Consider the following 24,524-nt stretch of genomic DNA (forward strand, 5'->3'; position numbering starts at 1 on the left):
GAAATAGGGGCGGGTTCGGCAATCGGGCCAATCACCCCGCGATTGTGCAGCTTTTGGAAACCGGCCGCAACCATCCGGCGGGCGCGTGGGCAAGGCCCCGGAATCATCCGCCCCCCCCCAAAAAAAAATGCCGCGCCCGACAGCGAAGTCACATCCCGCCCCACGCGCCTATGCCAAACCCGCCCGATCCAGCCCAATGGCCTTGTCGGCAGAACCGGGGACCGAACGAAAGGCAATCGAGGCGCGGTTCCACGCGTTGATGACCATCACCATATAGGTCAGATCGACCAGTTCAGCCGGAGAAAAATGCGCAATTACGGCCTCATACTGCGCATCGCTGATGCCTTCAGGCCCAAGCCTGGTCAAAGCCTCGGTCCATGCCAGAGCGGCGCGTTCGCGATCGCTGAACAGCGGCGATTCCCGCCAGATTGCCACATGATGCAGGCGCAACGGGCGTTCGCCGCGGATGGTGGCTTCCTTGATATGCATATCCAGACAAAAGGCGCAGCCGTTGATCTGCGAGGCACGGATTTCGATCAGCGCCAAAGTGCTGTGCTCGACCGCGCCCTTCTTTACCGCAAAGGTCAACTGGGTCAGCTTGTTGGTGAGGTCGGGGTTCTGCTGCAAATGATCCAAACGCTGCGTCATGGCTTGCTCCTTCATGCTTGGTGCAAACCTTGACGGGGCAGGCCCGCGCGATGTGACATGGCCCCCGCGCGATTCTTCAAAAAAAGATGCCGGCGCCATGTCACACATCCCGCTGCTGCCTCGTCAAACCGGCACGCGCCACCGATTGGCGCCAACGGCAAAGGGATCCATCATGGGCAATGACACACGTTTGATCTGGCACGAAATCGCGCCGCAGGGCGCCAGGGCGCTTTTCGGCATCCACCATTATGTCACCAGCGGCACCAACCTGCCGGAAGAACTGATCCATCTGGTTTTCCTGCGCGTTTCGCAAATCAATGGCTGCGCCCATTGCATCGATCTGCACACCCGCGACCTGCTCAGGACCATGCCTGTCGACAAGGTCGCACTGGTCCCGGTCTGGGCCGAGGTGCAGCACCTGTTTCCGGACAAGTATTGCGCGGCGCTGGCCTGGGCCGAAGAGGTGACGCTTGTCAGCCAGACGCACGCCTGCGATGCGGCCTATGCTGCGGCATCGGCGGCCTTTGCGCCCAAGGATCTGGTCGACCTCACCATCGCCATTGCCGCGATGAACGCCTTCAATCGCCTCGGCGCCCCGTTTCGTCTGCCGGTGAAGGCCGCCGCCTGATCCGCACTTGCCGCCCGCGCCCGGCCGCCTAAAATGGCGCGGGCCGGTCAAAAGACCGGGTTTAAGGCGTCGCGACATGGATTTGCTGGGTAACGCTCTGCTTTCGATCAAGGTGCTGGCCAATTCGATCGGCGTGTTCGACTTTGGCGGCGAATGGGGTTTTGGCCTGACACAGGCCATGCCCGATTTTGCCTGCAGCCTGACGGTGCTGGAAGGAAACTGCTGGTTTGCCGCGGCCAATTGCGATGGCGCGTGGCTGGGCGCGGGCGAAACGGCTGTCGTCCTCAACGGCACGCGCCACAGCTTTGCCAGCGGGCCGAACGCGCCGATCCTCTCGCTGATTGACGTGCTCTCGCCCATTGGCGCCGACACCTTTGAACCAGCCACCCGCCGCGAGGCGCCGCTGCGTCTGAGCGTCGGCGCCGATCCGGGCGATGGCGCGCCCCGCACCCGCATTCTGGCGCTGGCCTATCTGCTGCGGGAACCCGAGCGCAGCCCGATCCTGTCCGACCTACCCCCCTCCTTCATCATCCGCCGCGAGGCGGCAACGATCTTCCCATGGCTCTCCAGCCTCTCGACCTATCTGGTGGAGCAAAAAGGGATGCACCTGCCCGGCTATACGGCCACCGCTTCGCATCTGGCGGACCTGATGTTCTCCAGCTTTCTGCGCGCCCGGATCGCCAGTAATCCGGGCGCAGGCACCGGCTGGCTCAAAGGCGTGTCCGACCCGCAGATCGGCCGGGTCCTGTCGCTGGTCCATGCGCGGCCGATGGGGCGATGGAGCGTGGCCGCCATGGCCAAAGAGGCCAACATGGCACCATCGACCTTTGCCCGCCGCTTTGCCGAACTGCTGGCCCAGCCCCCGATGGATTATGTACTGGGCATCAGGCTCAATGCCGCGCGCGACATGATGCTGAACCAACGCATGCCGATCGCGCAATTGGCCGAACTGGCCGGATATCGCTCCGAGCGCGCCTTTCGCACCGCCTTTACCCGGCGCTATGGTCGGCCGCCACGCGCCTATTTAAAGGCCCATCAGAACGCGCAGCCGCGAGCGGATTGAGCCGTTTTTAGATAGTGCAGGGCATATAAACCGCCGCCAAACTCCGGCTAACTCTCCCCGATAACAGCCTGGGAGAAGGACGATGAGTTTCCTGCACAATGCATGGTACATGGCCGCATGGGCCGACGAAGTGGAGCAGGACAAGCTGTTCTCGCGCACCATATTGTCGCAACCCATCGTGTTTTACCGCGACACCGGCGGCGCGGTGCGGGCGCTGGCCGATCGGTGCAGCCACCGCTTTGTCCCGCTCAGCATGGGGCGGCGCGATGGCGACGAATTGCAATGTCCCTATCATGGGCTGCGCTTTGGCCCGGATGGGCAATGTGTGCGCAATCCCCATGGCGATGGGCGGATTGCGCCCAATGCCGCCATCCGCGCCTATCCCGCGCATGAGGCGGGCATGGTTATCTGGGTGTGGATGGGCGATGCCGCGCGGGCCGATCCGGCGCTGATCCCGGACTGTTCGGTGCTGGCCGCCGCGCCGCCATCCGCGCGCATGCATGGCATGCTGCATGTGGCCGCCAATTACCAATTGCTCAGCGACAATATCATGGACCTCAGCCACGTCGACTATCTGCATGCCAATACGCTGGGCGGCGGCTCGATCTCCCGCTCCACCGCCGCCGTCAGCGAGGCGGAGCACAGCGTCACCATCGCATGGCAGGTTGACAGCGACACCGTGCCGCCCGCCTTTGCCGGGGAAATGCCCGACCCCTCCGCCCCCGCCAGACAGCGCACGCAGGTGGTCTGGACGGCGCCTGCCACCATGGCCCTGACCATCGAGATTGAGCGACCCGATGACAGCCCGGTGGAGGCGAAGGCCTTTCACATCATGACGCCCGAGACCGCCACGACCACCCACTATTTCTATGCCAACTGTCGCAGTTTCCGCCGCGATGATGCCGAATATAACGCCATCATGACGCGCATCGTCACCCATGTCTTTACCGACGAGGACAAGCCCATGGTCGAAGCCCAGCAACGGGCCATGGGGGAGAGCGACCTCATGGATCTCAAGCCGCTGGTGCTCTCACCTGATCTGGGGGCGATCCGTGCCCGGCGCAAACTGGCCGCGATGATCCGCGCCGAGCAGGCCCGGCCCTAAGCCGCCTTGCCGGGACCGACCTGTTGCGGGCGGCCCCGGCGGCGCCCCCTGCACAGCATCCATTCGAAACATGGATGGGAACGCATCCATACAAACGGCGGGAGTTCGCGACACGCAGCCTCTATGCGTCGCCCAAAGCAAAAACATATCCTGGGGAGAGAATTTGATGCGTTACGCCCTTCTTGGCACCACGGCCTTGGCCGCTCTGGCCATTGCGGCCCCGGCCCTGGCACAAAGCCAGCCGTCCGCCCCTGCGCCCGTCGGACTTTCAGAAATCGTCGTTACCGCCCAGCGCAAGGAAGAAAGCCTGCAAAAGGCCGCGATCCCCATCGATGCGGTATCGGGCGCCGATCTGGTCCAGCGCGGCATCACCAGCGCGCTGGACGTCACCAAAGCGGTTCCGGCGATCTCGCTGCCCTCGCCCGGCGGCAATATCTCGTCGATCTTCATCCGCGGCGTCGGCAATATCACCACCAGCAGCTATGTCGATCCAGCGGTCACGCCCAGCTATGACGGCGTGGTGCTGGGGCGCGGCGGCGGTGTCTTTGGCGCGGCGTTTTATGATCTTGCCCGGATCGAGGTGCTCAAGGGGCCGCAGGGCATCCTTTACGGGCGCAACGCCACCGGCGGCGCGGTCAATGTCATTCCCGCCCGGCCCAAGCTCGGCGAGAATTCGCTGGGCTTCAATCTGGGCTATGGCAATTTCAACGCGGTGGATATCGACGCGCATGTCAATCTGAGCGTCAGCGCCAACAGCGCCCTGCGCCTTGGCGGGGCCTATTCCTCGCACGATGGCTATAACCGCGACGGCACAGACGACATGAAGCGCCAGTCGCTGCGCGCGCAATATCTGATCGAACCCTCCAGCGATCTCTCGCTGCGCATCGGGGCGGATTACACGCATGTTGGCGGCAAAGGCATCGGCGGATCGTATATCGGCGCCTTTGTGCCCAACGCCGCGGGGGGATACACGATGGTCCCGGCGAACCTGAGCACCAGCGAGGGCTTCAACACCCCGGCCGCCAACGCCTTCCGTGGCCAGATCCTGGGCTCGCCCGCCTTTGCCTTCCTCAAACCGCTCAACACCGATCAGCGGGCCGACAGCACCTATTGGGGCGTCAACGCCGAACTCAACTGGAAGACCGGCATCGGCAAGGTTACGGTCATTCCGGCCTATCGCGAAAGCGTGGATCACTCGGTCTTTTACGGCCCCGCCTTCAACACGGCCATGACCAATGAAAAGATCCGCCAGACCAGCCTGGAGGCGCGCTTCGCGGGCAGCGTGGGCAAGATCGACTATGTCGCGGGCGGCTTCTATTTCAACGAGAAGATCAACGCCAACAACCAGTATAATCAGGAGTTCGTGCTCCCCATCGTCGATTACCGGCTCAAGACCGACAGCCTTGCCGCATTCGGGCAATTGACCGGGCATGTTTCGGATCGGTTCCGGCTGGTGGGCGGCGCGCGCTTTACCCATGATACGAAATCGATCAACGGCCTGATCAACAACTTCATAACCTTCTGCGGCGGCCCGCCCCCGGCGCTGATCACGCCTCCGGCCTCGTTTGCCGCCGGATGCGCCGCGCCCGGCGCGATGCCCTACTACCCCAACCTGCTCAATCAGAACGACACGGTGGCCTGGCTCAAGGCCAACAACTGGATCGCGCCCAACAGCACGGCCCAGGCCGGGTATCAGGTCTTTCCGCTGACCAACGGGGTGGGCGCCATTCTCAAGACCTACAATCCGGTTTCCGACTCGCTGAAATTTTCGCGCGTGACGTGGAAGGCATCGGCCGAATTCGATCTGACGCCCCGAAACCTGCTCTATGCCACGGTTGAAACCGGCTATCGCGCGGGCGGGCTCCAGATGACCGAAAGCAAGACCAGCTATAAGCCGGAATTCATCACCGCCTATACGATCGGGTCCAAGAACCGTTTCCTCAACAACCGCATCCAGCTCAACATGGAAGCCTTCATCTGGAAATACCGCGATCAGCAAATCACCTATTTCACCGTGGACACATCGGGCACGCTGATCAATTCCAGCGAGAACGCAGGGCGCGCCACGATCAAGGGCTTTGACGTCGATCTGCTGGTCAAACCCGCGCGCGGCACCACGCTCAACGCCAAGGTCCAGCATCTCGACGCCACCTACGACAATCTGCATCTCTACACCGCCGCGCCGCGGGACAATTTCGCCTGTCCTTTCACCTTCACCGGGGCATCGGCCGGCGGCGCGCCGGTCAAGGACTTCAACTGCTCGGGCAATCCTTTGCTCTATTCGCCCAAGTGGACGGTCAATCTGGGGGCCGAGCAAAAGGTGCCGCTGGGCCATGGGCTGGAGCTGGTGGCCAATCTCGACACCGCCTGGCGCGACCAGCAATGGGGTGGGTTCGAATATCTGGCGTTTGAAAGCATCCCCGCTTACTGGACCACGGACGCCTCGCTGACGCTGCGCACGGATGACGGCAAATGGGCGCTCACCGGCTATATCCGTAATATGGAAAACAAACGCCGCGATCTGGCCCCGCAATCGGCGCCGATCGGCGCGGCCATCGGGCATTTCTCGGCGCCGCGCACCTTTGGCCTGCGCCTGTCGGGCAACTTCTGAGCGCCCGTCACAAGGGCAAGGTGTGAGAGCCGGGGCCGACAGGTTGGTCGGGCGTGAATGCGCCCATCAGCCTGTCGGCCCCGGCTTTGTCTTATGAGGCTGCGAGACTGTGGCGGGCGCCATTTTGATCCGATGCGGTCAAGCCACGCCCAGCAGCCGGAGCGACGGGCCCTCCCAAAACATAAAGCCCGCAGCGTTGGCAACGCTGCGGGCCTCTAAGGAACTTTGCATAAACACGCCGGGGCTCTGCCGCACCCCTTGGCGCCATCAGAACGGCTCGTTGAGCCTTGCGAGCGCGCCTTCGAGAATGAAGGCATGTTCACGCGGATCGCCATGGGCCAATTGCAGGCGCCCCAACGAGACCGAACTGTCGATCACATCCTTGCAGCGCGGGTAACGCCGCTCCTGATAAGCCAGCAGCGCAGCCTCCGCGCTCTCGGCCCGGGCCAGTTCCTCGGCCAGCACGATGCCGCTTTCCACCGCCATGCCCGCACCCGAGGCAAGATGCGGCGTGGTGGCATGGACCGCATCGCCCAGCAGCACGATCCGCCCCTGGTACCAGGGCTTGGGCTGAAGCACGGCGGCCAGCGGGCGATAGTTGATCCAGTCATCGCGGGTCATATTGTCGCGGATCCATCCGGCATTGCCGCCAAATTCCGCCAGCAGACGCTTGAACTCGCTGTATAGCCGGTCATCATCCATCCGCGTGCCCGCCTCATGCGCGGTCAGCATCCACATATAGACCGAATCGGGCGCGCAGGGCGTGATGCCGCAAGGATTGGCATGACCAAGGTAGAATTCGCCCGCCTCCATGGCCGGCGGCTTGCGGATCGAGATGCGCCAGCACGCCTGCCCCGTCGGCTCGGCAGGCGCCATATGCGGGAAAGCCAGATCGCGCATCCCGGAAAACACGCTGTCCGAACCAATGACAAGATCATAGTGGCCGCTTGTGCCATCCGAAAAAGTGACATCGACGCCGTCATCGGTGTTGACTGCCGCGCGAACCGTCAGGCCAAGGCACACCGGAATGTTCAGATCCTTGACCCGCGACTGCATGATGCGGTGGAGAATCGGGCGCATGATACCGCCGGTGGCGGGCAATCCCTCTTCGATGATCGGTTCGTCAAGGTCACGAAGATGCGTGCCGTCATATTTGAAAAGCCGGGTTTTTGTGGTGATCGCGCCTTGCGCCTTGATCGCGTCGAGCAAGCCGAGCCGCCGATAGGCGCGCAAGGTCGGCCCGGTGATCGTGATCCCCGCCCCATAGACCCGCCATTCCGGATCAAGGTCGATAAGCTCGACTTTGACGCCGCGCTCCGACAGCGCGATCGCCGCGGCCATGCCGCCGATCCCGCCGCCAACGATAAGCGCCTCGTGGACGCTGCTGATGCTCTCCCGTGTCATGCGATCCGGCGTAACGCGCATGGCGCAAGAGACAAATTCGAACATTGGATAGACAGCTATTCACGCAATGGAAGCGACGCGGCCGCCGCTTTGGGCTAGACCCGTCTCAATCGCGTGTGAAGCGCAGAGACGAACATGGGAGAATTGTATGCAAAGGCCGTCGATCGGATCATGGCGCCCTTCACCTTGCGCCGCCTGCCTTTGACCTGCGCTCCTGATAAAGCCCAACCACCAGAGCCGCTCGGCGTTGTAAAAGAAAAGGCCCCCGTATGAACGATTCCAAACCCATTGTGATCACCGGCGCGGGCGGCTTTGTCGGCCGCCGGATCGTCGCCCGACTGGTCGAGCGGGGCGAGCGGGTGATCGCCATGGATACGCAAGAGGGCGGCATTCCCGATGGCGCGCGGGTGGTGGCGGGGGATCTGGCCGATCGGGCCGTGCGCGCGCAGGCCCTGAAGGAGGGCGTCTCGGCGGTGATCCATCTGGCCACGGTGCCGGGCGGGGCGGCGGAGGCCGATCCTGTGGCATCGCGCCGGATCAATCTGGACGCGATGTATGATCTGCTGCTGGAAACGGCGGCGGCGGGCCACCGACCGCGCTTTGTCTTTGCCAGCTCCATCGCGGTGTTTGGCGATCCCATGCCCGATCATGTCGATGATCTCACCCCGCTCAGCCCCAAGATGATCTATGGCGCGCACAAGGCGATGATGGAACAGGCGGTGGCCATGTTTTCCAACCGCGGCCTGATCGATGGGGTCTCGGTGCGCCTGCCGGGCATTCTGGCGCGGCCCAAGGGGCCATCGGGCATGAAGAGCGCCTTCATGTCGAACCTGTTCCATGCGCTCAAGGCGGGCGAGGAATTCATCTGCCCGGTGTCGGCGCAGGGCACGATCTGGGCGCAATCGGTCGAGCGCTGTGCCGACAATTTCCTCCATGCGCTTGCGCTCGATACCGCCCTGCTGCCCCCCACCCGCGCGGTCACGCTGCCCGCGCTGCGCGTGACGATGGGCGATCTGGCCGCCAGTATCGCGCGCCAATGCGGCGTGTCTCCGGATCGGGTCCGCTATGAGCCCGATGCCGCGCTCGAGGCCGCCTTTGCCGCCCAGCCGCCGCTGGCCACACCGGCGGCGGAAAAAGCGGGCTTTGCCCATGATGGCGATATTGATAGCCTCGTCAAAAGCGCGCTTGCGACGCTTTGATCCGGGAGAATGGCGATGCGTTTCCAACGGCTCGATCTCAATTTGCTGGCCGCGCTCGATGTGCTGCTGGCCGAGAAAAGCGTCAGTCTGGCCGCCGACCGCCTTTGCCTGTCCCAATCGGCCACGTCATCGGCGCTGGGTCGGCTGCGCGACTATTTTGGCGACGAACTGCTGGTGGTCAAAGGGCGCTCGATGGTGCTGACCGCGCGGGCCGAGGAGCTGATCGAACCGGTGCGCGCGGTGCTGGAGCAGATCCGCACCACCATTGCCATCGCGCCGCAATTCGATCCGGCCACCTGCGACCGTCAGATCCGCTTCATGGCCTCGGACTATTCCACCCAGGTCCTGCTCGCCGGTGCGCTGGCCATGCTGGAAACCGAGGCGCCGCAGATGCGCTTTGAAATCCAGCCCATGGGCGACAGCCCGGTCGAGGCGCTGGAACGCGGGCAGATCGACCTGCTGCTGACCATCGACTTTGCCATCAGCGCCGATCATCCCAGCCAGGTATTGTTCGAGGACGATTATGTCGTGGTGGGCGATGCGGCCAACCCCGCGATGCAGGGCGAAATGACGCGGGAGCGCTATTTTTCGCTGGGCCATGTCACGGCGCGCTTTGGCAAAAGCCGGGTGCCCGCGTTTGACGACTGGTTCGTGCGGCGCCAAAAGACACAGCGTCGGCTGGAGGTGGTTGCCCCCACTTTCCTGTCGCAAACCGCGCTGGTGCTGGGCACCCGCCGGATTGCCACCATGCACCGCCGCCTTGCGGTTCAGATGGTCGGCGCCCTGCCGCTGGTGATGCGCGAGGTGCCCTTTGACATCCCGCCGATCCGCGAAGCCATCCAGTGGCACATCTCGAACAACAATGATCAGGCGCTGCGATGGGTGGTCGAACGTCTTGCCGCCTTTGCCAATGAAAGCGCAACACCGACGGACAGCAATGTGCTCGACTTCTCCGAAGCGCGGCGGGAAGAGATTATGGCCCATTATCAGCACAACCATCCCAACCTGCGCGGCACCTGAGGATTACCTCCCGGCCCCGTCCAACACCCGCCGCGCGGCCTTGATCGCGGCGCTGCGGGCAGACGCGCGAGCCCGCTTCAGAGCGGTGTGCCGCCATGCCCCCCGATTGCTTAACGCGCGCACCATCCTGTTCGCGCCGGGCGTGCTTTTCGGCAAATGACCGCCCCGACAATCTTCCCGCAAAACCGATAGCAGCCATCCGATGCTATGCGTTTCTCGCTCGCGTGGCGCGCCCGCATAAGGCGCAAAACCTTGGGGAGAATTGTATGAGCATTCTGGGCGTGGAAAGCGTCCTGTTCGGGGTCGATGATCTGGCCCTGCACAGCCGCTTCTGGACTGATTTCGGCCTGCCGGTGGAAAGCATTTCGGCAACCGAGGCGGTGTTCCGCCTTGCCTCGGGCAGCCGGATCATCCTGCTGCCGCTGGGCGATGCGCGCCTGCCGTCACCCGATCCATTTGACGGCAACGGCGTCAAGCTGACGGTGTGGGGCGTGGACAATGCCGAAAATCTGGAACGCATCGCCGCCAGTCTGGCAACCGAAGTGGCCGTGACCCGCGATGCCGAGGGCACCGTCCATTGCGTATGCCCCGATGGCCAGCCCATCGCCCTGCGCATATGGGACAAGCGGCCCGTGACAAGCGCGGCATCGCCGGTCAACACGCCCCAGACGCAGCCCCGCTTTAACCAGCACCGCATCTGGCGACACAAGGCGATTCCCAAAACGATCAACCATATCGTGTTCTTCAGCCCCGATTATGTCGGCAGCTTTGAATTTTACGAGCGGCATCTGGGCTTTCGCTATACCGACCACAGCAAGGGCGTGGGCATTTTTGCGCGCGCGCCCGGCACATTCGAGCATCACTCGATCTTCTGGGTCAATTGCGACCTGCCGATTGCCCCCGATCACTTCAAATTCATGCATATCGCCTTTGGCATGGACGATATTGACGAAGTGATGCTGGGCGCCAACCTCATGGCCGACAAGGGGTGGAAGAACACCACGATGAACACCAGCGGCGGCATATCGCGCCACCGCATTTCCAGCGCGATCTATTATTACTGCGAAATCCCCGGCCATGGCGGCGAGGCGGAATATCATGCCGATACCGATTATCTCGACGACAACTGGGTGCCGCGCGCCTGGGATTTCAAATTCGGCTCTTTGCTGTGGGCGGCCAGCCCGCCGGCCATTTTCCGCGGGCCGGACATTGCATGGGACATGCGCTTCGATGCCGATCGGCAAAGCTTTGATCCCTTTCGCAAGGCGGCATCGGGCAAGCGGCCGATGACGGGCGAATTGAGCCGCCTCACCCAGGACGACGAGCACGCGCTTTAAAACCACGCCCCCGCTTTGATGGGGCGGCGCGAGAGGATGCAAGGAACAGGAATGACCAGACAACGCGAACCCGGCATCATGACGGGCATAGCCCTGCTGTTGCCGATTACCCTTTCGGCCATGGCCATCGTGCTGCTGACGCCCAGCCTGCCGCAGATCATGCGCGAATTCAGCGGCGTGGCGGGGTATGCATACTGGGTGCCGATGGTGCTGACCATCCCTGCGCTTTGCGTCGCGCTGCTCTCGCCGGTGGCGGGGATGATGGGCGATTATTTCGGGAGGCGGCGGCTGTTGCTGGCCTCCTTCGCGCTTTATGCCGTGGTCGGCGTGTTGCCGGTTTTCCTGCATGACCTGCGCTCCATTTTGATCAGCCGCATTGGCGTCGGTATGGCCGAGACCTTGATCATGGTGCTCTCCACCACCATGATCGGCGACTATTTCCACGGTCCCGCGCGCGACAGGTGGCTGGCCGGACAAACCGCCTTTGCCTCCATCTCGGCGGTGGTGTTTCTCAATGTGGGCGGTCTGCTGGGGCGGTTTGGATGGCGGGCGCCCTTCTGGGTCTATCTCTGCGCGCTGGTGATGATGGGGCTGGTTCTGCGTTTTACCTGGGAACCGGCCGACAAGAGCGATGAAGCGGACGAGGCCGCCTCCCCCGATGTGGGCTGGTCGGGGTTTCCGTGGTCGCGCATGGCGGTCATTCTGGCGATCACGGTGTTTGGCTCAGTGTTGTTCTACACGGTGCAGATTCAGGCATCGAGCGGGCTTGCCCTGCTTGGCCTTGATGATCCGGCCCGCGTTGGCTTTCTCACCTCGGTCGCCGCCCTGGGTGTGCCGCTGGGCACGCTGCTCTATTCGCGGATGGGGCGCATTCCGGTTCCGCGCCTGCTGGTGATCGAATTTGTCGCCCTGATGCTGGGCTTTCTGATGATGGGCCGGGCTGCCTCGCCTGCGGTCTTCCTCATCGGTTGCTTTGTCAATCAGGTGGGATCGGGCATGCTGCTGCCCACTCTGCTGGTCTGGGCGATGAGCCTGCTGACCTTCGACATTCGCGCCCGCGGCGCCGGTATCTGGACCAGCGCCTTTGCCTTTGGCCAGTTCCTCAGCCCGGTGACGGTGACGTTCGCCGCCAGCCATGCCGGGGGGCTTCAGGCGGCTTTCACCGTCTTCTCGGTGGCCACGATGCTGGGATTATGGGTGATCGTGCTGATCGCCCGGCATATCGGGCGCGGCGCGGATGATGTTGCCATGCACAGCATGCCGCATGGCTGACAGGCCATACCCGCCGATGTTTGCACCGGCGGGCATGGCGTCCTTCAGGCGACGGAGACCGCGCCGATCACCGTGCTGGTGTGGATCACCTGCGGCGGGGCGACAAAGAACGGCCCGGCCAGCGCGCGCCATTCCTGAAAATTCGGCGTGGCGCGAAACCCATCATTATGCGCCTCAACCGAGGTCCAGCCCACCACCAGATGATAGACACCCGGCTCCTCCACGACGCGCTGCAGGGCAAAGCCGGTGCAGCCGGCGTCAGCGCGGAAAAACGGCTCGGCCTTGGCGACGGCGGCTTCGAAATCTTCGGCGCGGGCCGGATCGACAGTGATACGCGCAATTTCGAAAACCATCAGTCCGGCTCCTCAACAAATTCAATCAGATTGCCTGCCATATCGCGCACAAAGCAACCTTTGCCAAACGCTTCGCGCACAACAAAGGCGATATCGGCCCCTTTGTCCGCCATCTCGGCCAGAAAGGCGTCAAGATCGGTCACGCGGAAAGCTATATGCTTGTTGCCATGCGTCTTTACATCGCGCGGCGGATGGCGGCGATCCTCGGGCAGCGGCGCCGCGCCTTCCACCTCGAACAGTTCGAACCGCAGCGCGCCCTTTTTCACCATGGCGGTATGGCTGCGCGCAGCCTCGATATAAAACCGCTTTTCCACCTCAAAGCCCAGCACGCGGCCGTACCACGCGATGGCCTCGTCCAGATCGGGCACCGAAACGCCGCCATGATGAAAGGCAAAGTCCGCCATTAACCTATTTCGGCAAAGGTCTGGGCGCACCAATCCGCAATATAGTCGCGCATGCCGGTGCCATTGTCCGCGCCGCAATGCTCGACTTCGAAATCGGCCTTGGTGAACATGCGCAAATGGCGCTTGGGGCTGTTGATCGCCTGATCATAGGACAGTTGAGCGTTAAACGCCGGGATCTGCCGGTCATTCTCGCCATGGGTGATCAGAAAGGGCACCTTGATCTTCTCGACCTGCCCATTGAGCGTGATCTGGTCGGCATAGTTCAGGAACGCTTCGCGGTCCTCCATGCCGAACACCCAGAGCACATGGTCCCAGTAATGCGGTACAGGGTTCTCGCCCTCATTGGCCACGCGCTGACGCTGGCGCTCGCCCCACACATGGTTGGCGCCCATCACGGCGCACAGAGCGTAGCGCGGATCATTCGCGGCAATGCGCGGCGCGTGATAGCCGCCAAAGGAGAGGCCCAAGATGCCGATCTTGCTGTGGACCACATCGCTGCGGGTCAGCAGATAGTCAAAGGCAGGGCTGCCCCAGCGCTCCGCATCATAGACAGCGGGCAGGTTACGCTTGCGGATCGCCTCGCCGGTGCCGGGCTGGTCGAGGAACAGCGTGTTCATGCCGCGTTCGAGGTTGGCGGCCCCGTGCCCCGCCATATTGACCTGTTCCTTCATGGAATCGAGGCCGTTGACCGAAACCAGCGTGGGGCGCGGCGTGCCGCTGCCATCATGCACGAAGATCGCGCTATAGCTGGAACCTTCATAGGGGATTTCGACCTTGTCCACATGCAGGCCGCGCAGCGCGCTGCCCTTGTGATACAGTTCCAGCCCGCGATCATAGGCCGCCCAGCGCGGCGCATAATCGCGGCTCTGCATGCGTTCGGCAGCCAGATAATAGCCACTGGCCCGCAGATATTTGCTGCCCGCCGAAAGGTGGAACCCTTGGGCCAGATCGGCATCGGCATTTTTCGCCACCTGATCGGCCACCGCGATCCAACTGTCGAACAAGACCGCGCTGCCCGCGTCCGCGCCCGCCTTGGCCGCCTCACGCACCGGGCGGCACGCCTCGTCGATCTCGCCATGGTTGCCGCCCGCAACCAGCGCCAGATTGGTCGCCAAATTCCATACGTAATTGCCGGGAAAGGGTTCAAACATCTGTATTTCCTTTAATCCGCGGTCCAACCGCCATCGACGATGAGGCTTGTTCCTGTGATGAGGGCGGCGGCGTCGGAGGCGAGGAAGGTGATGGCGCCCATCAGGTCCTCGACCTGGCCCAGACGGCCCAGCTTGATCTTGGCCAGCACGCTATCGAGGAAGCTCTGGTCCTCGAAGAAGGGGCGCGTCATGGGCGTTTCGATGAAAGTGGGGGCGATGGTGTTGGACCGGATGCCGTGGGGGGCAAGGTCGAGCGCAAAGGCCTTGTTCATGCCCTCGATCGCCCATTTGGACGCGCAGTAAAGGCTGCGGCGCGGGCCGCCGACATGGCCCATCTGCGAACCCATGTGGATCAGGCTGCCCTTCACCCCCTCGCGCATCATCGCCTTGGCGCCATGCTGGGCAACAAAGAAGGCGCTTTTCACATTGAGGTCGAGGACCGCGTCATAATCCTCCTCGCTCACCTCCCACACAGGCTTGGGCCGGTTGGTGCCCGCATTGTTGACCAGCACATGAAACGCCGGACGCGCGGCAAAAAATGCCTCCACCGCGCCCAGATCGCCCACATCCAGCACCGCCGCCTCGGCCCGCCCGCCCTCGGCGCGGATCGCGGCGGCGCCCGCCTCGATCTCTCCGGCCGAGCGCGCCACCAGCGTCACCGCGGCGCCCGCCTGCGCCAGCGCGGCGGCGGCGGCAAGGCCGATGCCCCGCCCCGCCCCCGTCACCAGCGCGCGCCTGCCCTCCAGCCCAAAGGCCGGCGTCTGCGGCAGGCCCATGGCTCAGGCCACCGTCAGGTCGCTGGGCGCGGCCTGCCCGGCATAGGGCACATCGCGGTGGCCATAGCGGCGCACGCGGATGTTGGCCTGCTCGCCATGCCCGGCAAAGCCTTCGAGCGCGCACAGGCGGCTGCAATATTCGCCCACCAGCGCCGAGGCCTCATCCGTCGTGACGCGCTGATAAGTGCAGGTTTTCAGGAACTTGCCGACCCACAGCCCGCCGGTATAACGCGCCGCCTTTCTGGTGGGCAGCGTGTGGTTGGTGCCGATCACCTTGTCGCCAAAGGACACATTGGTGCGCGAGCCCAAAAACAGCGCGCCGTAATTGGTCATGGCGTTCAAGAAATAATCGGGGTCGGCGGTCATCACCTGCACATGCTCGCTGGCGATATCGTCGGCGATTTTGACCATCTCCTCATAGCTTTCCGCCACGATCACCTCGCCAAACGTCTCCCACGCCTTGCGGGCATGGTCGGCGGTGGGCAGGATTTCCAGCAGGCGCTCGATTTCCTTCATCGTCGCGCGGGCAAAAGCCTCGCTGTTGGTCAGCAGCACGCCCGGGCTGTCGGGCCCATGCTCGACCTGACCCAGAATGTCGGTCGCGGCCATTTCCGGGTCGCAGCCCACCTCGTCGGCGATGATCAGCGTTTCGGTGGGGCCGGCAAACAGGTCGATGCCCACCCGGCCAAACAATTGCCGCTTGGCCTCGGCCACAAAGGCATTGCCCGGGCCGACCAGAATATCGACCGGATCAATGGTCTGCGTGCCGATCGCCATCGCGCCGATCGCCTGAATGCCTCCCAGCGCATAGATCGCATCGGCCCCGGCCATCGCCTGCGCCGCCACAATCGCGCGCGCAGGCTTGCCCTGAAACGGCGGCGCGCAGGTGATGACGCGCGGCACGCCCGCCACCTTGGCCGTGATGACCGACATATGCGCCGATGCCAGCAGCGGATATTTGCCGCCCGGCACATAGCAACCGGCATTCTGGATCGGCAGATTCCTGTGGCCCAGCACCACGCCGGGCATGGTCTCGACCTCGACGTCCTTCATGCTCTCGCGCTGGATCCGGGCAAAGTTGCGCACCTGCGTCTGGGCAAATTCGATGTCCTTGCGCTCCTGGGGCGAGAGGCTGTCGACCGCCGCGTCAATCTCGGACTGGGAAAGGCGATAATCCTCGCGGTCCCAGCCGTCGAACCGGATGCTCATCTCGCGCAGCGCTGCATCCCCGCGCTGCTCAATATCGGCCAGCGCCGCCTCCACAATCTCGCGCACCTTGCGGTCGCCCTGCGCCTTCGCTTCCGCAGCCAAGCCGCGCTTGAGGTAAATGGCCATCGGCAAAACTCCCCGTAACAGGTCTATTTTGCCGCCATCTGGCATGATGCCCCCATGCCGACCATCGCATACTATCGATGGTTTCCTATCGACACTATCCCGTTGGCGCAGGGCCGCAGAGCCGTCTAGGTTTGCACCGTAACAACAAAACGGGAGATGTGTCTGCTATGCGGCTGGCTACGCTGGATAATGGCACGAAGGATGGGCGGCTGATCGTGGTGTCGCCGGACGCGACGCATTATGCGCTGGCCCCGGTGGAAACGCTGCAGGCGGCTCTGGAGGATTGGGATCGCGCCGCCCCCGCGCTGGCGGCAATCGCCAGCTTTCCTGAACAGCTCGATCTTGCCCGCCTGCTCGCGCCTTTGCCGCGCGCCTGGCAATGGCTGGATGGCTCGGTCTATCCCAGCCATGGCGCATTGATGGACAAGGTGTTGGGCATCACGCCCGAAAAGACCAACGCCCCGCTGATGTATCAGGGCGTGTCCGACACGTTCCATGCCCCCACCGCCGATGTGCCGATGGCGGATGAGGAACTGGGCATTGATTTTGAGGGCGAATTTGGCGTCGTCACGCGCGCGGTGCCGATGGGCACCGGCGCCGAACGCGCGGGCGATTACATCGCGCTGGTGGTGCAGATCAACGACTGGTCGCTGCGCAAGCTGGCGGGGCCGGAGATGAAAACCGGCTTTGGCTGGATTCAGGCCAAGCCACCCTGCGGCATGGCGCCCTTTGCAGTCACGCCCGATGAACTGGGCGAGCATTGGCGCGCACATCGTCCCGCGCTGCATCTCGATGTGCAGTGGAACGGCCACCCTTTCGGCCATGCCTATGGCGAACCGATGGCCTATGGGTTTCACGAGTTGGTGGCCCATGGCGCCCGCACCCGCACCCTGGTGGCGGGCACGGTGATCGGATCGGGCACGGTGTCGAACGAGAATTTCCGCGAGGTCGGCTCGTCCTGCATCGCCGAACGGCGCGGGATCGAAATCGTCGACGAGGGCGCCCCGCGCACCGATTTCATGCGGTTTGGCGACACGGTGCGGATGGAGGCCAGATTGCCCGATGGGCGCGCGCCCTTTGGCGCCCTTGAACAGAAAGTGGTGAAAGCATGAGCGACATTTCCGACAGCGGCCTGCCTTTGGTCCAGCGCGTGGTGACCGGCCATGATGCAGATGGCCGGGCGATCTTCAAATCCGAAGACCTTTCCCCCACCCGCATGATCCCCTCGGGCGATGCCGCGTTCCTCACGATCTGGTCGACCGAGACGGTTCCCGCCGACCTCAATGACGAGCGCGACGGGCGCGATCTGCCCACCGGCCTGACGCTGGAGCGCGGCAGCGTGATCCGCATCACCGACATGCTGCCGGGCAAGGAAAGCCCGATGCATCGCACCAATTCCATCGACTATGGCATTGTGTTGCAGGGCGAAATCGAACTGGAACTGGAGGATGGCCGCAAAAAGACCATCGGTCAGGGCGGCATTATCGTCCAGCGCGGGACCAACCACCTGTGGCGCAACACCAGCGATCAGGTCTGCCGCATTGCCTTCATCCTGATCGAGGCGCCCGCCTATCTCCACAACGGGCAACCGCTGCCCGAGGAAAAGCCGGAGCATCAATGAACCGGCCTGTCGCAAGGCCAGGCGAGTTTGTGGGCAGCGTTACCGTTTGAAAATACGCCTGAAAATTGCCCGGATATTCCACCCCTCTTTTGCAATGTCCGCATAGGCCTCAAGAGCGGGCACCAGCAATTCGACGCTGGTGCCCCTGGGCGCGCCGGTGGTGAAATTCAGCGCGGCCTTGATCCGCGAGGCGCGCTCGCGCATGCCGATCAGGCCGAAATGTCCTTCGCGGCCGCCTGCCGCCAATATTTCGGGCGCGATTCCCCGGCCGTCATCATCGATGCGGATGCGCAGGGCGTCCTTTTCATAAGAGATCGATGCCGCGATGGTCTCGGCGCCCGAATGGCGAAACGCGTTGTAAATGGCTTCGGCGCAAATCTTGACCACCTCATCCGTCGTGATCGGATTGAGGGCGCGCATCGCCCCGCTCTCCCTGACGACAAAATTCACGTTCTCGCTCAGCGGCGAGGCCGCCCCCAGCGTGCGCAGGGTCGCGCCAAGGTCCTTCATATCCTCAAACGAGCGCAGATCCCGGACCCGGTTGCGCCCTTCGGCCAGCGCGGCATCGCCCCGCCGCATCGCCTTGTCCAGCAAGGGATGCGCGGGATGATCCGGCGCAATGGAAAAGGCCGCCGCCTGAAAATGCAGCATCACCCCCTGAAAACCTTGCAGCAAAGTGTCATGCAATTCGCGCGCGATGCGTTCGCGCTCGGACATCCGGCCCTCAAGCTGGGAACGCATGCGCGCCGAGAGATGGGCCAGACGCATCGAATGGGCCAATTGCACCAACAGCGCCAGGCACAGGATGCACAGCATCATGAACAGGCGCGACTGTACGAAAGTCGGCGCGATCACAAAGGTCATCCCGGCGCCCTGCCGGTTCCAGACGCCATCGCTGTTGGCCGCCATCACCTGAAACCGGTATTCGCCCGGCCCCAGTCTGGTGTAAAAGGCCTGACGCCGATTGCCCGCATCGACCCAATCGGCATCGACGCCCTCCAACCGATAGCGGAACCGGACGCGGTCGGGGATGGACAGGCTGAGCGCGGTATAATCGAGCTGAACATTCGACGTGCCTGCGGGCAGATCAAGCTTTGGCCGAGAGGAATACTGCTGCCCATCGGCCAGCACCGAGGTCACCAGCACATTGGGCGCCAACGGATTGTGGTGCAGGTTGCGCGGGTCGATCCAGGCCAGTCCATTGCCGGTGGCAAACCATACCCGCCCCGTCGCATCGGTGGCCACGCTGCTGCCGCCGACGGCCCCATAGGGCGCGCCCGGCAAACCATCGCGCGAATCCAGCACCTCGTAATGCAGGGCCTTTGGGTCGGATCGGGCCAGCGCCTCGTCGAGCGAACGCGTGTTGACCCGGACGATCCCGGCCTGGGCAAAAATCCAGCTGCTGCCGTCGGCCGTATCGGCGATCCCGGTGACGCCCGAAAGCGCAGCGATCTGGGCCGCGTGGAGAGCCTGAAACCGGCCGTCCTTCAACCGCCCTATGCCATTTTCGCCGCCAAATATGACCCCATGGCCCGTTGGCAGGACAAAGGTGACATCGCCAATGCCCAGCCTGTTGCCCGAAAGGTCCTGCGTCCGGGTGCCGTGGACGCGGAAAAGCCCTCCACCGGAATAGCGGATCCACATGCTGCCGTCCGGATCGGCAATCAGCACGCCCGTCGCCCCGGCCGAGGAACGCAGCGGAAACTGTTTCCAGCCATCGGCCGTGCGGCGAAACACGCCATGCACAAAGGACGAGATCCACAAGGTACCGGCCGTATCATAGGCCGCCGAATAGACCGAATTGCCCTCTACCCCATAGGGCAGCGCCAAAGGCGGGGCCAGAGCCCGACCCAGCAATTGCTGAACCCCATCCTGCGTGACCAGCCAGATCGAGCGGTCATGAAGGCTGGTGAAAAGCGTGCGCAGGCGTCCGACATTGGCGATGTAAAGCTGGGGCGCGTGATGCGGCTCCACGCGATAGAGCGCCTGCGTTCCGTCATTGGCGCGGCTGTCTGTGCCCGACCATCCGGTATAGGCAAACAGCCCCTGCGGCGTGGAGGCGACAAATCGCGCGCGATAGCCCGCAGGCACGGTCGGCTCGGTCACGATATTGGCCGGGCGAAAACGATCCAGCCCAAGGCTGGTGCCGACCCAAATATTGCCTTCGCGATCCTCGAACAGCGTATGGACCATGTTCGAACTGAGCCCGGTTCCGGCCACGAGGGGGCCGCGCGTGTCGGTGCTTTTGTCCAGCACCATGGCGTTGGCCACGGTGCGCACGCGCATCAGCCCGCCGTCGCGCAGGCTGGTGCACCACAAGGTGCCGTCGCGGTCGAGCAGAATATTGCCCTCGATATTGCGGGGAACCACCCGCCCCCGGTTGCGCACCGCGCGATCGGGCAAGGCAGGATGCATCAGGTCCGGCATGGGATAGAGATGGCCGCTGCGCGCATCGGTGGTCCAGAGGCGGCCGTCGGGGGTCTTGGTAAAGCCTTCCGGCCCGCCCGGATAGGCCATGGCCCGCTCAAACTGCGCCTGCCCCGGCTTCAGGAAATAGATGCCGCCCCGGTTCTTGATCCAGACGGTGCCATCGGGCGCGACGCCGAAAGAGCGGACGCCGCCATTGCCCTCGCTGAAGAAATAGCCGAAATCCCCCTTGATCGGCACCCAGCGTTTGCCGTCGAAACGCAGGATGGCATCGGGCGTCGAGGCCCAGACCGTACCGTCCGGCCCCATCGCAAAGCCATGGACGCTGGTCGAATTTTTCAACTTTATCGGATAGTTGGTGACCACCCCGTTGCGCATGAAGGAAATCGCGCCGACCGGCCGTTCATAGCCGATCCACAGCCCGCCCGAGGCCGTTGCAGCCAGCGCATGGATGCTCGGGCTGGGCAATTTGTCGGTGGCGATCCGCTCGACCCGCACGCCGTCAAACCGAAAGAGCCCATCGACCGAGCCAAGCCAGAGATAGCCATCGGGGGTCTGTTCAATGGCCCAGATGTTGGCGGGGATGCCATCGGCAATGGTCCATGAGGTGTGGTGGACCTGGGCAATGCTGCGCGTGGGGTCGAGCGCGAGCAGGCGCATCGGCGCCATCAGCGCCAGCACGCAAAGGATGGCGAGAGCCCGGCGCCATGCTCGTTGACGCGTCTGTACGGACCCCCTTCTGCCGACAGACCATGTCATCGCTTGCAAAACCCCCAACCTATCGGGGAGATGTCTAAACAAACAGGGGCGAGATGGAAAGGCTGTCCGACCTCTGGATACCCTTTTCCCGCGCGCTTACTCAACGGGCCACGTTGATGAAAATCGAATGAAGTGCGCCTCGGTTCGCTCGTGATGCTGGGCATCGGGCCGGGCTTCGACTAGTGTTGCGGGGGACGACGTGGGGGCGTGGACAAAAGGCATGCGGGGCAAGGTTGGGGAGAGGACAGCAGCCGGGTTGGCCGCGCGGGCGGCAGCTGGTTTGGCCGCGAGAGCGGCAACTGGTTTGGCCGCGAGAGCGGCATGGGCGCTGGGGCTGCTGACGCAATCGCCTCTCTGCCCGGCGGCCGAAGCGGATGCCCGCACCTATGCCATGACGGATATCGTCGTCACCGCAACCAAGCGCCCCGAGCGCGCTCAGGACGTGCCCACCTCGATGTGGGCCGTCTCGGCCGAGATGCTCCAGCGCCAGCAAGTGCGCGATTTCGATGATCTGGCAAGGGTTGATCCCGCGCTGAGCATCACCAAGACGACCCAGCCCGGCAACAACAGCATCAACATCCGCGGCATTGGCACCTATGCCTTCTCCATCGCCACAAAGCCGAGCGTTTCGGTCGTCATCGACGATGTGCCCCAGGCCTTTCAGGCGCAGGCGTTCCGCGAATTGGCCGATATTGCCTCCATCGAGGTGCTCAGAGGCCCCCAGAGCACGCTGTTCGGCACGGCGGCCACGGCCGGTCTGGTCAATATCAAGACCGCCGAGCCGACCGCCCGATGGTCGGGCGGCATGCGATCCAGCCTGACCAGCGACAGGGAGCGGCGCATCGGCGGCTATCTTTCCGGCCCGCTTTCCGAAAATCTCCTGTTCCGCGTGGCGGTCAGCGCCAATGACTATCGCGGCAATCTCTTCAACATCTACAACGCGACATGGGTGGGCGGGCAATCGGGCGTGGATGTGCGCGGCAAGCTGGTGTGGCGCCCCACAGGCGCGCTGACCATCACCGCCGCGCCCTATTTCGACCGCTCGGCCAGCACCTGCTGCACCGCCGCCATCTATGCGCTCAGCCCCGACGTGACCTTTGGCACCTTTGGCGGCAAACGCATCGCCCAGACCGCGATCCTGAACGGCATTACGCCGGGGCCCGACAATCGCCTGATCTCCGCCGACATCAACCCGCGCGGGCGGGCCAGCGAGGCGGGCGGCAGCCTGAAAGCGGAATGGATCGCGGGGGCCTACACCCTTACCTCGATCACTGGCTATGCCGACTATTCGCTGCAGGATCTGCAGGACACGGATGGAACGGCCTTTGACTGGGGCCCCAATGGCGCCGCTGTGCCGGGCGCGGTGGCGGGCGGCTCGGCCAATGGGGGATGGTTCAAGGTTCGCTCGCTGACGCAGGAGCTGAAACTCACCTCGCCCGCGACGGGCCGGTTTCGCTTCCTTGCCGGTTTCTTTTTCAGCCGCGTCCGTTCGCAGCGCTCCTTTGTGCGCGGCAGCAACACCTTGGAGCAGGACGGCACCCTTGCCGTGGTGCCGCCCACCACATCGGCTTTTTCCGATTACACCGCCTCGGCCTTTGACACCAACTATGCCCTTTATGGCCAATCGAGTTTTGATCTCACCCCGCGCCTTGGCATCGTCACCGGCCTGCGGATCAATCGCGATGAGATGGGCTATCAACTGACCGACCGCTTCAACCGCGTCAGTTTCGGCATTCCGGCCTGCTCGGCCACAGCGCCCAGCGGCCTTGCGATCTCGACCTGCAACACATTTGATGCGGTGTCAGGGCGCGCGGCGCTGGAATATCGCCCCGCTGCGGGCGTCATGGTGTTTGCCGGCTATGACCGGGGCTATAAGGGCGCGGCCTATGATCTGAGCAGCACCTATACGATGCGCGGGCTGCTGGCGGCAGGGCCGCTCAAGGGCTATCCGATTGCCGATGCGGTGGCGGCCAAACAGCCGATCAGCGCCGAAACCGTCGATGCCCTCCAATTGGGCGTGAAGGCAAATCTGACCCCATGGCTGATCGGCAATATCAGCCTCTATCAGCAGGTCTTCCACGATTTTCAGGCCCAGAGCCGCGATGAGACAACGCGCCAGAACGTGCTCAACAGCATCCCGCGCGTAACTTCACGCGGGGTCGAGATGGAATTGCGGGCCAGCCTGCCCGGCCTCATGCTGAGCGCGCAGGGGGCGTATAATGACGCGCGCATGAGCAATTTTCCCAACGCGAATTGTTTTTCAAGCCAGACCGCAGCGCTGGGCTGCATCGGGGGGCAGCAGGACCTGTCGGGCAAGGTCCTGCCCAATGCCCCGGCGTGGAAGTTTTCCATCAATGCCGTGCATGAACGGCGCATCGGCCATGATCTGACCCTGGCCCTGACCGGCAACTGGATGGGCCAGTCCAGCATCGTCCAGAGCCTGTTGCAGGACCCCAATTCGATCCAGCCGGCCTATGGCCTGTTGGGCATGGGCATCGAAATCCGCAGTCCGGCCAAGAGTTTGGGGATCTATGTCTCCAACCTGCTCGACACAAGCTATGCGCTGAACCGGTCGCGCGACGGGAACTGGAACATCAATCCCTATGCGGTCTTGCCCGGCCCGGTTTCTGATGCCATCAAGTGGACACCGGGCCGCGACAGCACTCGATATATACGGGCCGAATTTTCAGCGCATTTTTGAAAGTGGCGAGAGGCTGGCCCAAGGGCGCCCTGTCCGCCCGTCAGGATCACAGGATAGAGCGATGCCCTCACCCGCCCCCGCCAGCCCGATCAGCGTCCTGTGTGTCGATGACCACCCGCTGCTGCGCGACGGGATCGCGGCGATCATCGCGTCCCAGCCCGACATGGTGCTGGTGGGCGAGGCCGCCAATGGCCATGAAGCAGTCGCCCTGCACCGCAGCCTGCGGCCCGAGGTGACGCTGATGGACCTGCAGATGCCCGAACTCGACGGCATTTCGGCCATCGAGCAGATTTGCGCCGAAAATCCCAAAGCGCTGATCATTGTCCTGACCACCTATGAGGGCGACGTTCAGGCGGTGCGGGCGCTCAAGGCGGGCGCGGCCTCCTATTTGCTCAAGGCCTCGCTGCGCCACGAACTGCTGGGCACGATCCGCTCGGTCTATGAGGGCAAGCGTTTCATTTCGCCTGAAGTCGCCCAGCAGATCGCGCTCCATTCGATGCGCGAACATTTGTCCTCACGCGAGGTTGCCGTGCTGGAACTGGTGGCCAACGGCAAGGCCAATCGGGAAATCGCGGCGCGGCTGTCGGTTTCCGAAGAAACGGTCAAAACGCATTTGCGCAGCATCTTCCTGAAACTGGACGTGGTGGACCGCACACAGGCGGCCGCCGTTGCCATCCGGCGCGGCATCATCCCGCTGCACTGAAACCCGC

The 24,524-nt window shown here is 63.5% G+C and carries 20 protein-coding genes; 12 read left to right on the top strand and 8 right to left on the bottom strand.

All coding sequences use genetic code 11. The annotated features are described in order from the left end of the window. Positions 1 to 168: 168 nt before the first annotated feature. Positions 169 to 648 carry a carboxymuconolactone decarboxylase family protein gene (locus PQ467_RS00350; RefSeq protein ID WP_274174599.1) on the bottom strand — a complete coding sequence of 160 codons (480 nt, stop codon included), beginning with the start codon at positions 646 to 648 and terminating at the stop codon, positions 169 to 171. Between the two features lie 172 nt (positions 649 to 820). On the opposite strand from PQ467_RS00350, the gene PQ467_RS00355 reads away from it, so the two are divergent. From PQ467_RS00355 to PQ467_RS00370, 4 genes are all read left to right on the top strand, one after another. Then, positions 821 to 1,276 (top strand): carboxymuconolactone decarboxylase family protein, encoded by a 456-nt coding sequence (locus PQ467_RS00355; RefSeq protein ID WP_274174600.1) that lies wholly within the window; start codon positions 821 to 823, stop codon positions 1,274 to 1,276. A 76-nt stretch (positions 1,277 to 1,352) separates the two neighbouring features. After that, positions 1,353 to 2,339, top strand: coding sequence for a cupin domain-containing protein (locus PQ467_RS00360; RefSeq protein WP_274174601.1), 987 nt, complete (start codon positions 1,353 to 1,355; stop codon positions 2,337 to 2,339). An 82-nt stretch (positions 2,340 to 2,421) separates the two neighbouring features. Continuing rightward, complete coding sequence (locus PQ467_RS00365; RefSeq protein ID WP_274174602.1) at positions 2,422 to 3,444, top strand: aromatic ring-hydroxylating dioxygenase subunit alpha; 1,023 nt, start codon at positions 2,422 to 2,424, stop codon at positions 3,442 to 3,444. 166 nt (positions 3,445 to 3,610) lie between these two features. Beyond that, a complete protein-coding gene (locus tag PQ467_RS00370) occupies positions 3,611 to 6,055 on the top strand; it encodes a TonB-dependent receptor (RefSeq protein WP_274174603.1) in 2,445 nt (814 codons plus the stop codon). Between the two features lie 267 nt (positions 6,056 to 6,322). On the opposite strand, the gene PQ467_RS00375 is transcribed toward PQ467_RS00370, so the two are convergent. Next, positions 6,323 to 7,459 (bottom strand): FAD-dependent monooxygenase, encoded by a 1,137-nt coding sequence (locus tag PQ467_RS00375; RefSeq protein ID WP_274174604.1) that lies wholly within the window; start codon positions 7,457 to 7,459, stop codon positions 6,323 to 6,325. A 269-nt stretch (positions 7,460 to 7,728) separates the two neighbouring features. Here PQ467_RS00375 and PQ467_RS00380 point away from each other — a divergent pair, with 269 nt between their 5' ends. The 4 genes from PQ467_RS00380 (at position 7,729) to PQ467_RS00395 (ending at position 12,287) form a co-directional block, all read left to right on the top strand. Further along, positions 7,729 to 8,658, top strand: a complete 930-nt coding sequence (locus PQ467_RS00380; RefSeq protein ID WP_274174605.1) for an NAD-dependent epimerase/dehydratase family protein — start codon at positions 7,729 to 7,731, stop codon at positions 8,656 to 8,658. A 15-nt stretch (positions 8,659 to 8,673) separates the two neighbouring features. Beyond that, the gene (locus tag PQ467_RS00385) at positions 8,674 to 9,678 is read left to right on the top strand and encodes a LysR family transcriptional regulator (protein WP_274174606.1); all 1,005 of its coding nucleotides are present in this window, start codon (positions 8,674 to 8,676) and stop codon (positions 9,676 to 9,678) included. Between the two features lie 266 nt (positions 9,679 to 9,944). Further along, positions 9,945 to 11,015 carry a VOC family protein gene (locus tag PQ467_RS00390; RefSeq protein WP_274174607.1) on the top strand — a complete coding sequence of 357 codons (1,071 nt, stop codon included), beginning with the start codon at positions 9,945 to 9,947 and terminating at the stop codon, positions 11,013 to 11,015. Positions 11,016 to 11,066: 51 nt separating this feature from the next. Then, on the top strand, positions 11,067 to 12,287 hold the full coding sequence (locus tag PQ467_RS00395; protein ID WP_274174608.1) for an MFS transporter: 1,221 nt from the start codon (positions 11,067 to 11,069) through the stop codon (positions 12,285 to 12,287). Between the two features lie 44 nt (positions 12,288 to 12,331). Here PQ467_RS00395 and PQ467_RS00400 read toward each other — a convergent pair whose 3' ends face one another. From PQ467_RS00400 to hisD, 5 genes are read right to left on the bottom strand one after another with little or no spacing between them, the layout of a single operon-like run. Then, entirely contained in the window at positions 12,332 to 12,640 is a 309-nt protein-coding gene (locus PQ467_RS00400) for a putative quinol monooxygenase (protein WP_274174609.1), read from the bottom strand. Then, positions 12,640 to 13,044, bottom strand: coding sequence for a VOC family protein (locus PQ467_RS00405; RefSeq protein WP_274174610.1), 405 nt, complete (start codon positions 13,042 to 13,044; stop codon positions 12,640 to 12,642). The genes PQ467_RS00400 and PQ467_RS00405 overlap by 1 nt, the downstream gene beginning before the upstream one ends. Next, complete coding sequence (locus PQ467_RS00410; protein WP_274174611.1) at positions 13,044 to 14,195, bottom strand: alpha/beta hydrolase; 1,152 nt, start codon at positions 14,193 to 14,195, stop codon at positions 13,044 to 13,046. The genes PQ467_RS00405 and PQ467_RS00410 overlap by 1 nt, the downstream gene beginning before the upstream one ends. Before the next feature lie 11 nt (positions 14,196 to 14,206). Further along, a complete protein-coding gene (locus PQ467_RS00415; RefSeq protein ID WP_274174612.1) occupies positions 14,207 to 14,971 on the bottom strand; it encodes an SDR family NAD(P)-dependent oxidoreductase in 765 nt (254 codons plus the stop codon). Positions 14,972 to 14,974: 3 nt separating this feature from the next. Beyond that, positions 14,975 to 16,306 (bottom strand): histidinol dehydrogenase, encoded by a 1,332-nt coding sequence (gene hisD, locus PQ467_RS00420; protein ID WP_274174613.1) that lies wholly within the window; start codon positions 16,304 to 16,306, stop codon positions 14,975 to 14,977. A gap of 167 nt (positions 16,307 to 16,473) precedes the next feature. Between hisD and PQ467_RS00425 the strand changes: the two genes are divergently transcribed. Together PQ467_RS00425 and PQ467_RS00430 are read left to right on the top strand one after the other, a co-directional pair. Further along, complete coding sequence (locus PQ467_RS00425) at positions 16,474 to 17,418, top strand: fumarylacetoacetate hydrolase family protein (RefSeq protein WP_274174614.1); 945 nt, start codon at positions 16,474 to 16,476, stop codon at positions 17,416 to 17,418. Continuing rightward, positions 17,415 to 17,927 (top strand): cupin domain-containing protein, encoded by a 513-nt coding sequence (locus PQ467_RS00430; protein WP_274174615.1) that lies wholly within the window; start codon positions 17,415 to 17,417, stop codon positions 17,925 to 17,927. The genes PQ467_RS00425 and PQ467_RS00430 overlap by 4 nt, the downstream gene beginning before the upstream one ends. Positions 17,928 to 17,966: 39 nt before the next feature. On the opposite strand, the gene PQ467_RS00435 is transcribed toward PQ467_RS00430, so the two are convergent. Then, positions 17,967 to 21,023: a sensor histidine kinase gene (locus PQ467_RS00435; RefSeq protein ID WP_274174616.1), complete on the bottom strand. Its 3,057-nt coding sequence runs from the start codon at positions 21,021 to 21,023 to the stop codon at positions 17,967 to 17,969. Between the two features lie 394 nt (positions 21,024 to 21,417). Between PQ467_RS00435 and PQ467_RS00440 the strand changes: the two genes are divergently transcribed. Both PQ467_RS00440 and PQ467_RS00445 read left to right on the top strand, forming a co-directional pair. Next, positions 21,418 to 23,814, top strand: a complete 2,397-nt coding sequence (locus PQ467_RS00440) for a TonB-dependent receptor (protein ID WP_274174617.1) — start codon at positions 21,418 to 21,420, stop codon at positions 23,812 to 23,814. Between the two features lie 61 nt (positions 23,815 to 23,875). After that, complete coding sequence (locus PQ467_RS00445; protein WP_274174618.1) at positions 23,876 to 24,517, top strand: response regulator; 642 nt, start codon at positions 23,876 to 23,878, stop codon at positions 24,515 to 24,517. Positions 24,518 to 24,524 lie beyond the last annotated feature (7 nt).

The sequence above is a fragment of the Novosphingobium sp. KACC 22771 genome (genome assembly GCF_028736195.1).
Classification (GTDB): domain Bacteria; phylum Pseudomonadota; class Alphaproteobacteria; order Sphingomonadales; family Sphingomonadaceae; genus Novosphingobium.

Coding starts and splice junctions, on each gene's coding strand:
- PQ467_RS00350 (WP_274174599.1), bottom strand. CDS start 648: ATGACGCAGCGTTTGGATCATTTGCAGCAGAACCCCGACCTCACCAAC.
- PQ467_RS00355 (WP_274174600.1), top strand. CDS start 821: ATGGGCAATGACACACGTTTGATCTGGCACGAAATCGCGCCGCAGGGC.
- PQ467_RS00360 (WP_274174601.1), top strand. CDS start 1,353: ATGGATTTGCTGGGTAACGCTCTGCTTTCGATCAAGGTGCTGGCCAAT.
- PQ467_RS00365 (WP_274174602.1), top strand. CDS start 2,422: ATGAGTTTCCTGCACAATGCATGGTACATGGCCGCATGGGCCGACGAA.
- PQ467_RS00370 (WP_274174603.1), top strand. CDS start 3,611: ATGCGTTACGCCCTTCTTGGCACCACGGCCTTGGCCGCTCTGGCCATT.
- PQ467_RS00375 (WP_274174604.1), bottom strand. CDS start 7,459: ATGACACGGGAGAGCATCAGCAGCGTCCACGAGGCGCTTATCGTTGGC.
- PQ467_RS00380 (WP_274174605.1), top strand. CDS start 7,729: ATGAACGATTCCAAACCCATTGTGATCACCGGCGCGGGCGGCTTTGTC.
- PQ467_RS00385 (WP_274174606.1), top strand. CDS start 8,674: ATGCGTTTCCAACGGCTCGATCTCAATTTGCTGGCCGCGCTCGATGTG.
- PQ467_RS00390 (WP_274174607.1), top strand. CDS start 9,945: ATGAGCATTCTGGGCGTGGAAAGCGTCCTGTTCGGGGTCGATGATCTG.
- PQ467_RS00395 (WP_274174608.1), top strand. CDS start 11,067: ATGACCAGACAACGCGAACCCGGCATCATGACGGGCATAGCCCTGCTG.
- PQ467_RS00400 (WP_274174609.1), bottom strand. CDS start 12,640: ATGGTTTTCGAAATTGCGCGTATCACTGTCGATCCGGCCCGCGCCGAA.
- PQ467_RS00405 (WP_274174610.1), bottom strand. CDS start 13,044: ATGGCGGACTTTGCCTTTCATCATGGCGGCGTTTCGGTGCCCGATCTG.
- PQ467_RS00410 (WP_274174611.1), bottom strand. CDS start 14,195: ATGTTTGAACCCTTTCCCGGCAATTACGTATGGAATTTGGCGACCAAT.
- PQ467_RS00415 (WP_274174612.1), bottom strand. CDS start 14,971: ATGGGCCTGCCGCAGACGCCGGCCTTTGGGCTGGAGGGCAGGCGCGCG.
- hisD (WP_274174613.1), bottom strand. CDS start 16,306: ATGGCCATTTACCTCAAGCGCGGCTTGGCTGCGGAAGCGAAGGCGCAG.
- PQ467_RS00425 (WP_274174614.1), top strand. CDS start 16,474: ATGCGGCTGGCTACGCTGGATAATGGCACGAAGGATGGGCGGCTGATC.
- PQ467_RS00430 (WP_274174615.1), top strand. CDS start 17,415: ATGAGCGACATTTCCGACAGCGGCCTGCCTTTGGTCCAGCGCGTGGTG.
- PQ467_RS00435 (WP_274174616.1), bottom strand. CDS start 21,023: ATGGCGCCGATGCGCCTGCTCGCGCTCGACCCCACGCGCAGCATTGCC.
- PQ467_RS00445 (WP_274174618.1), top strand. CDS start 23,876: ATGCCCTCACCCGCCCCCGCCAGCCCGATCAGCGTCCTGTGTGTCGAT.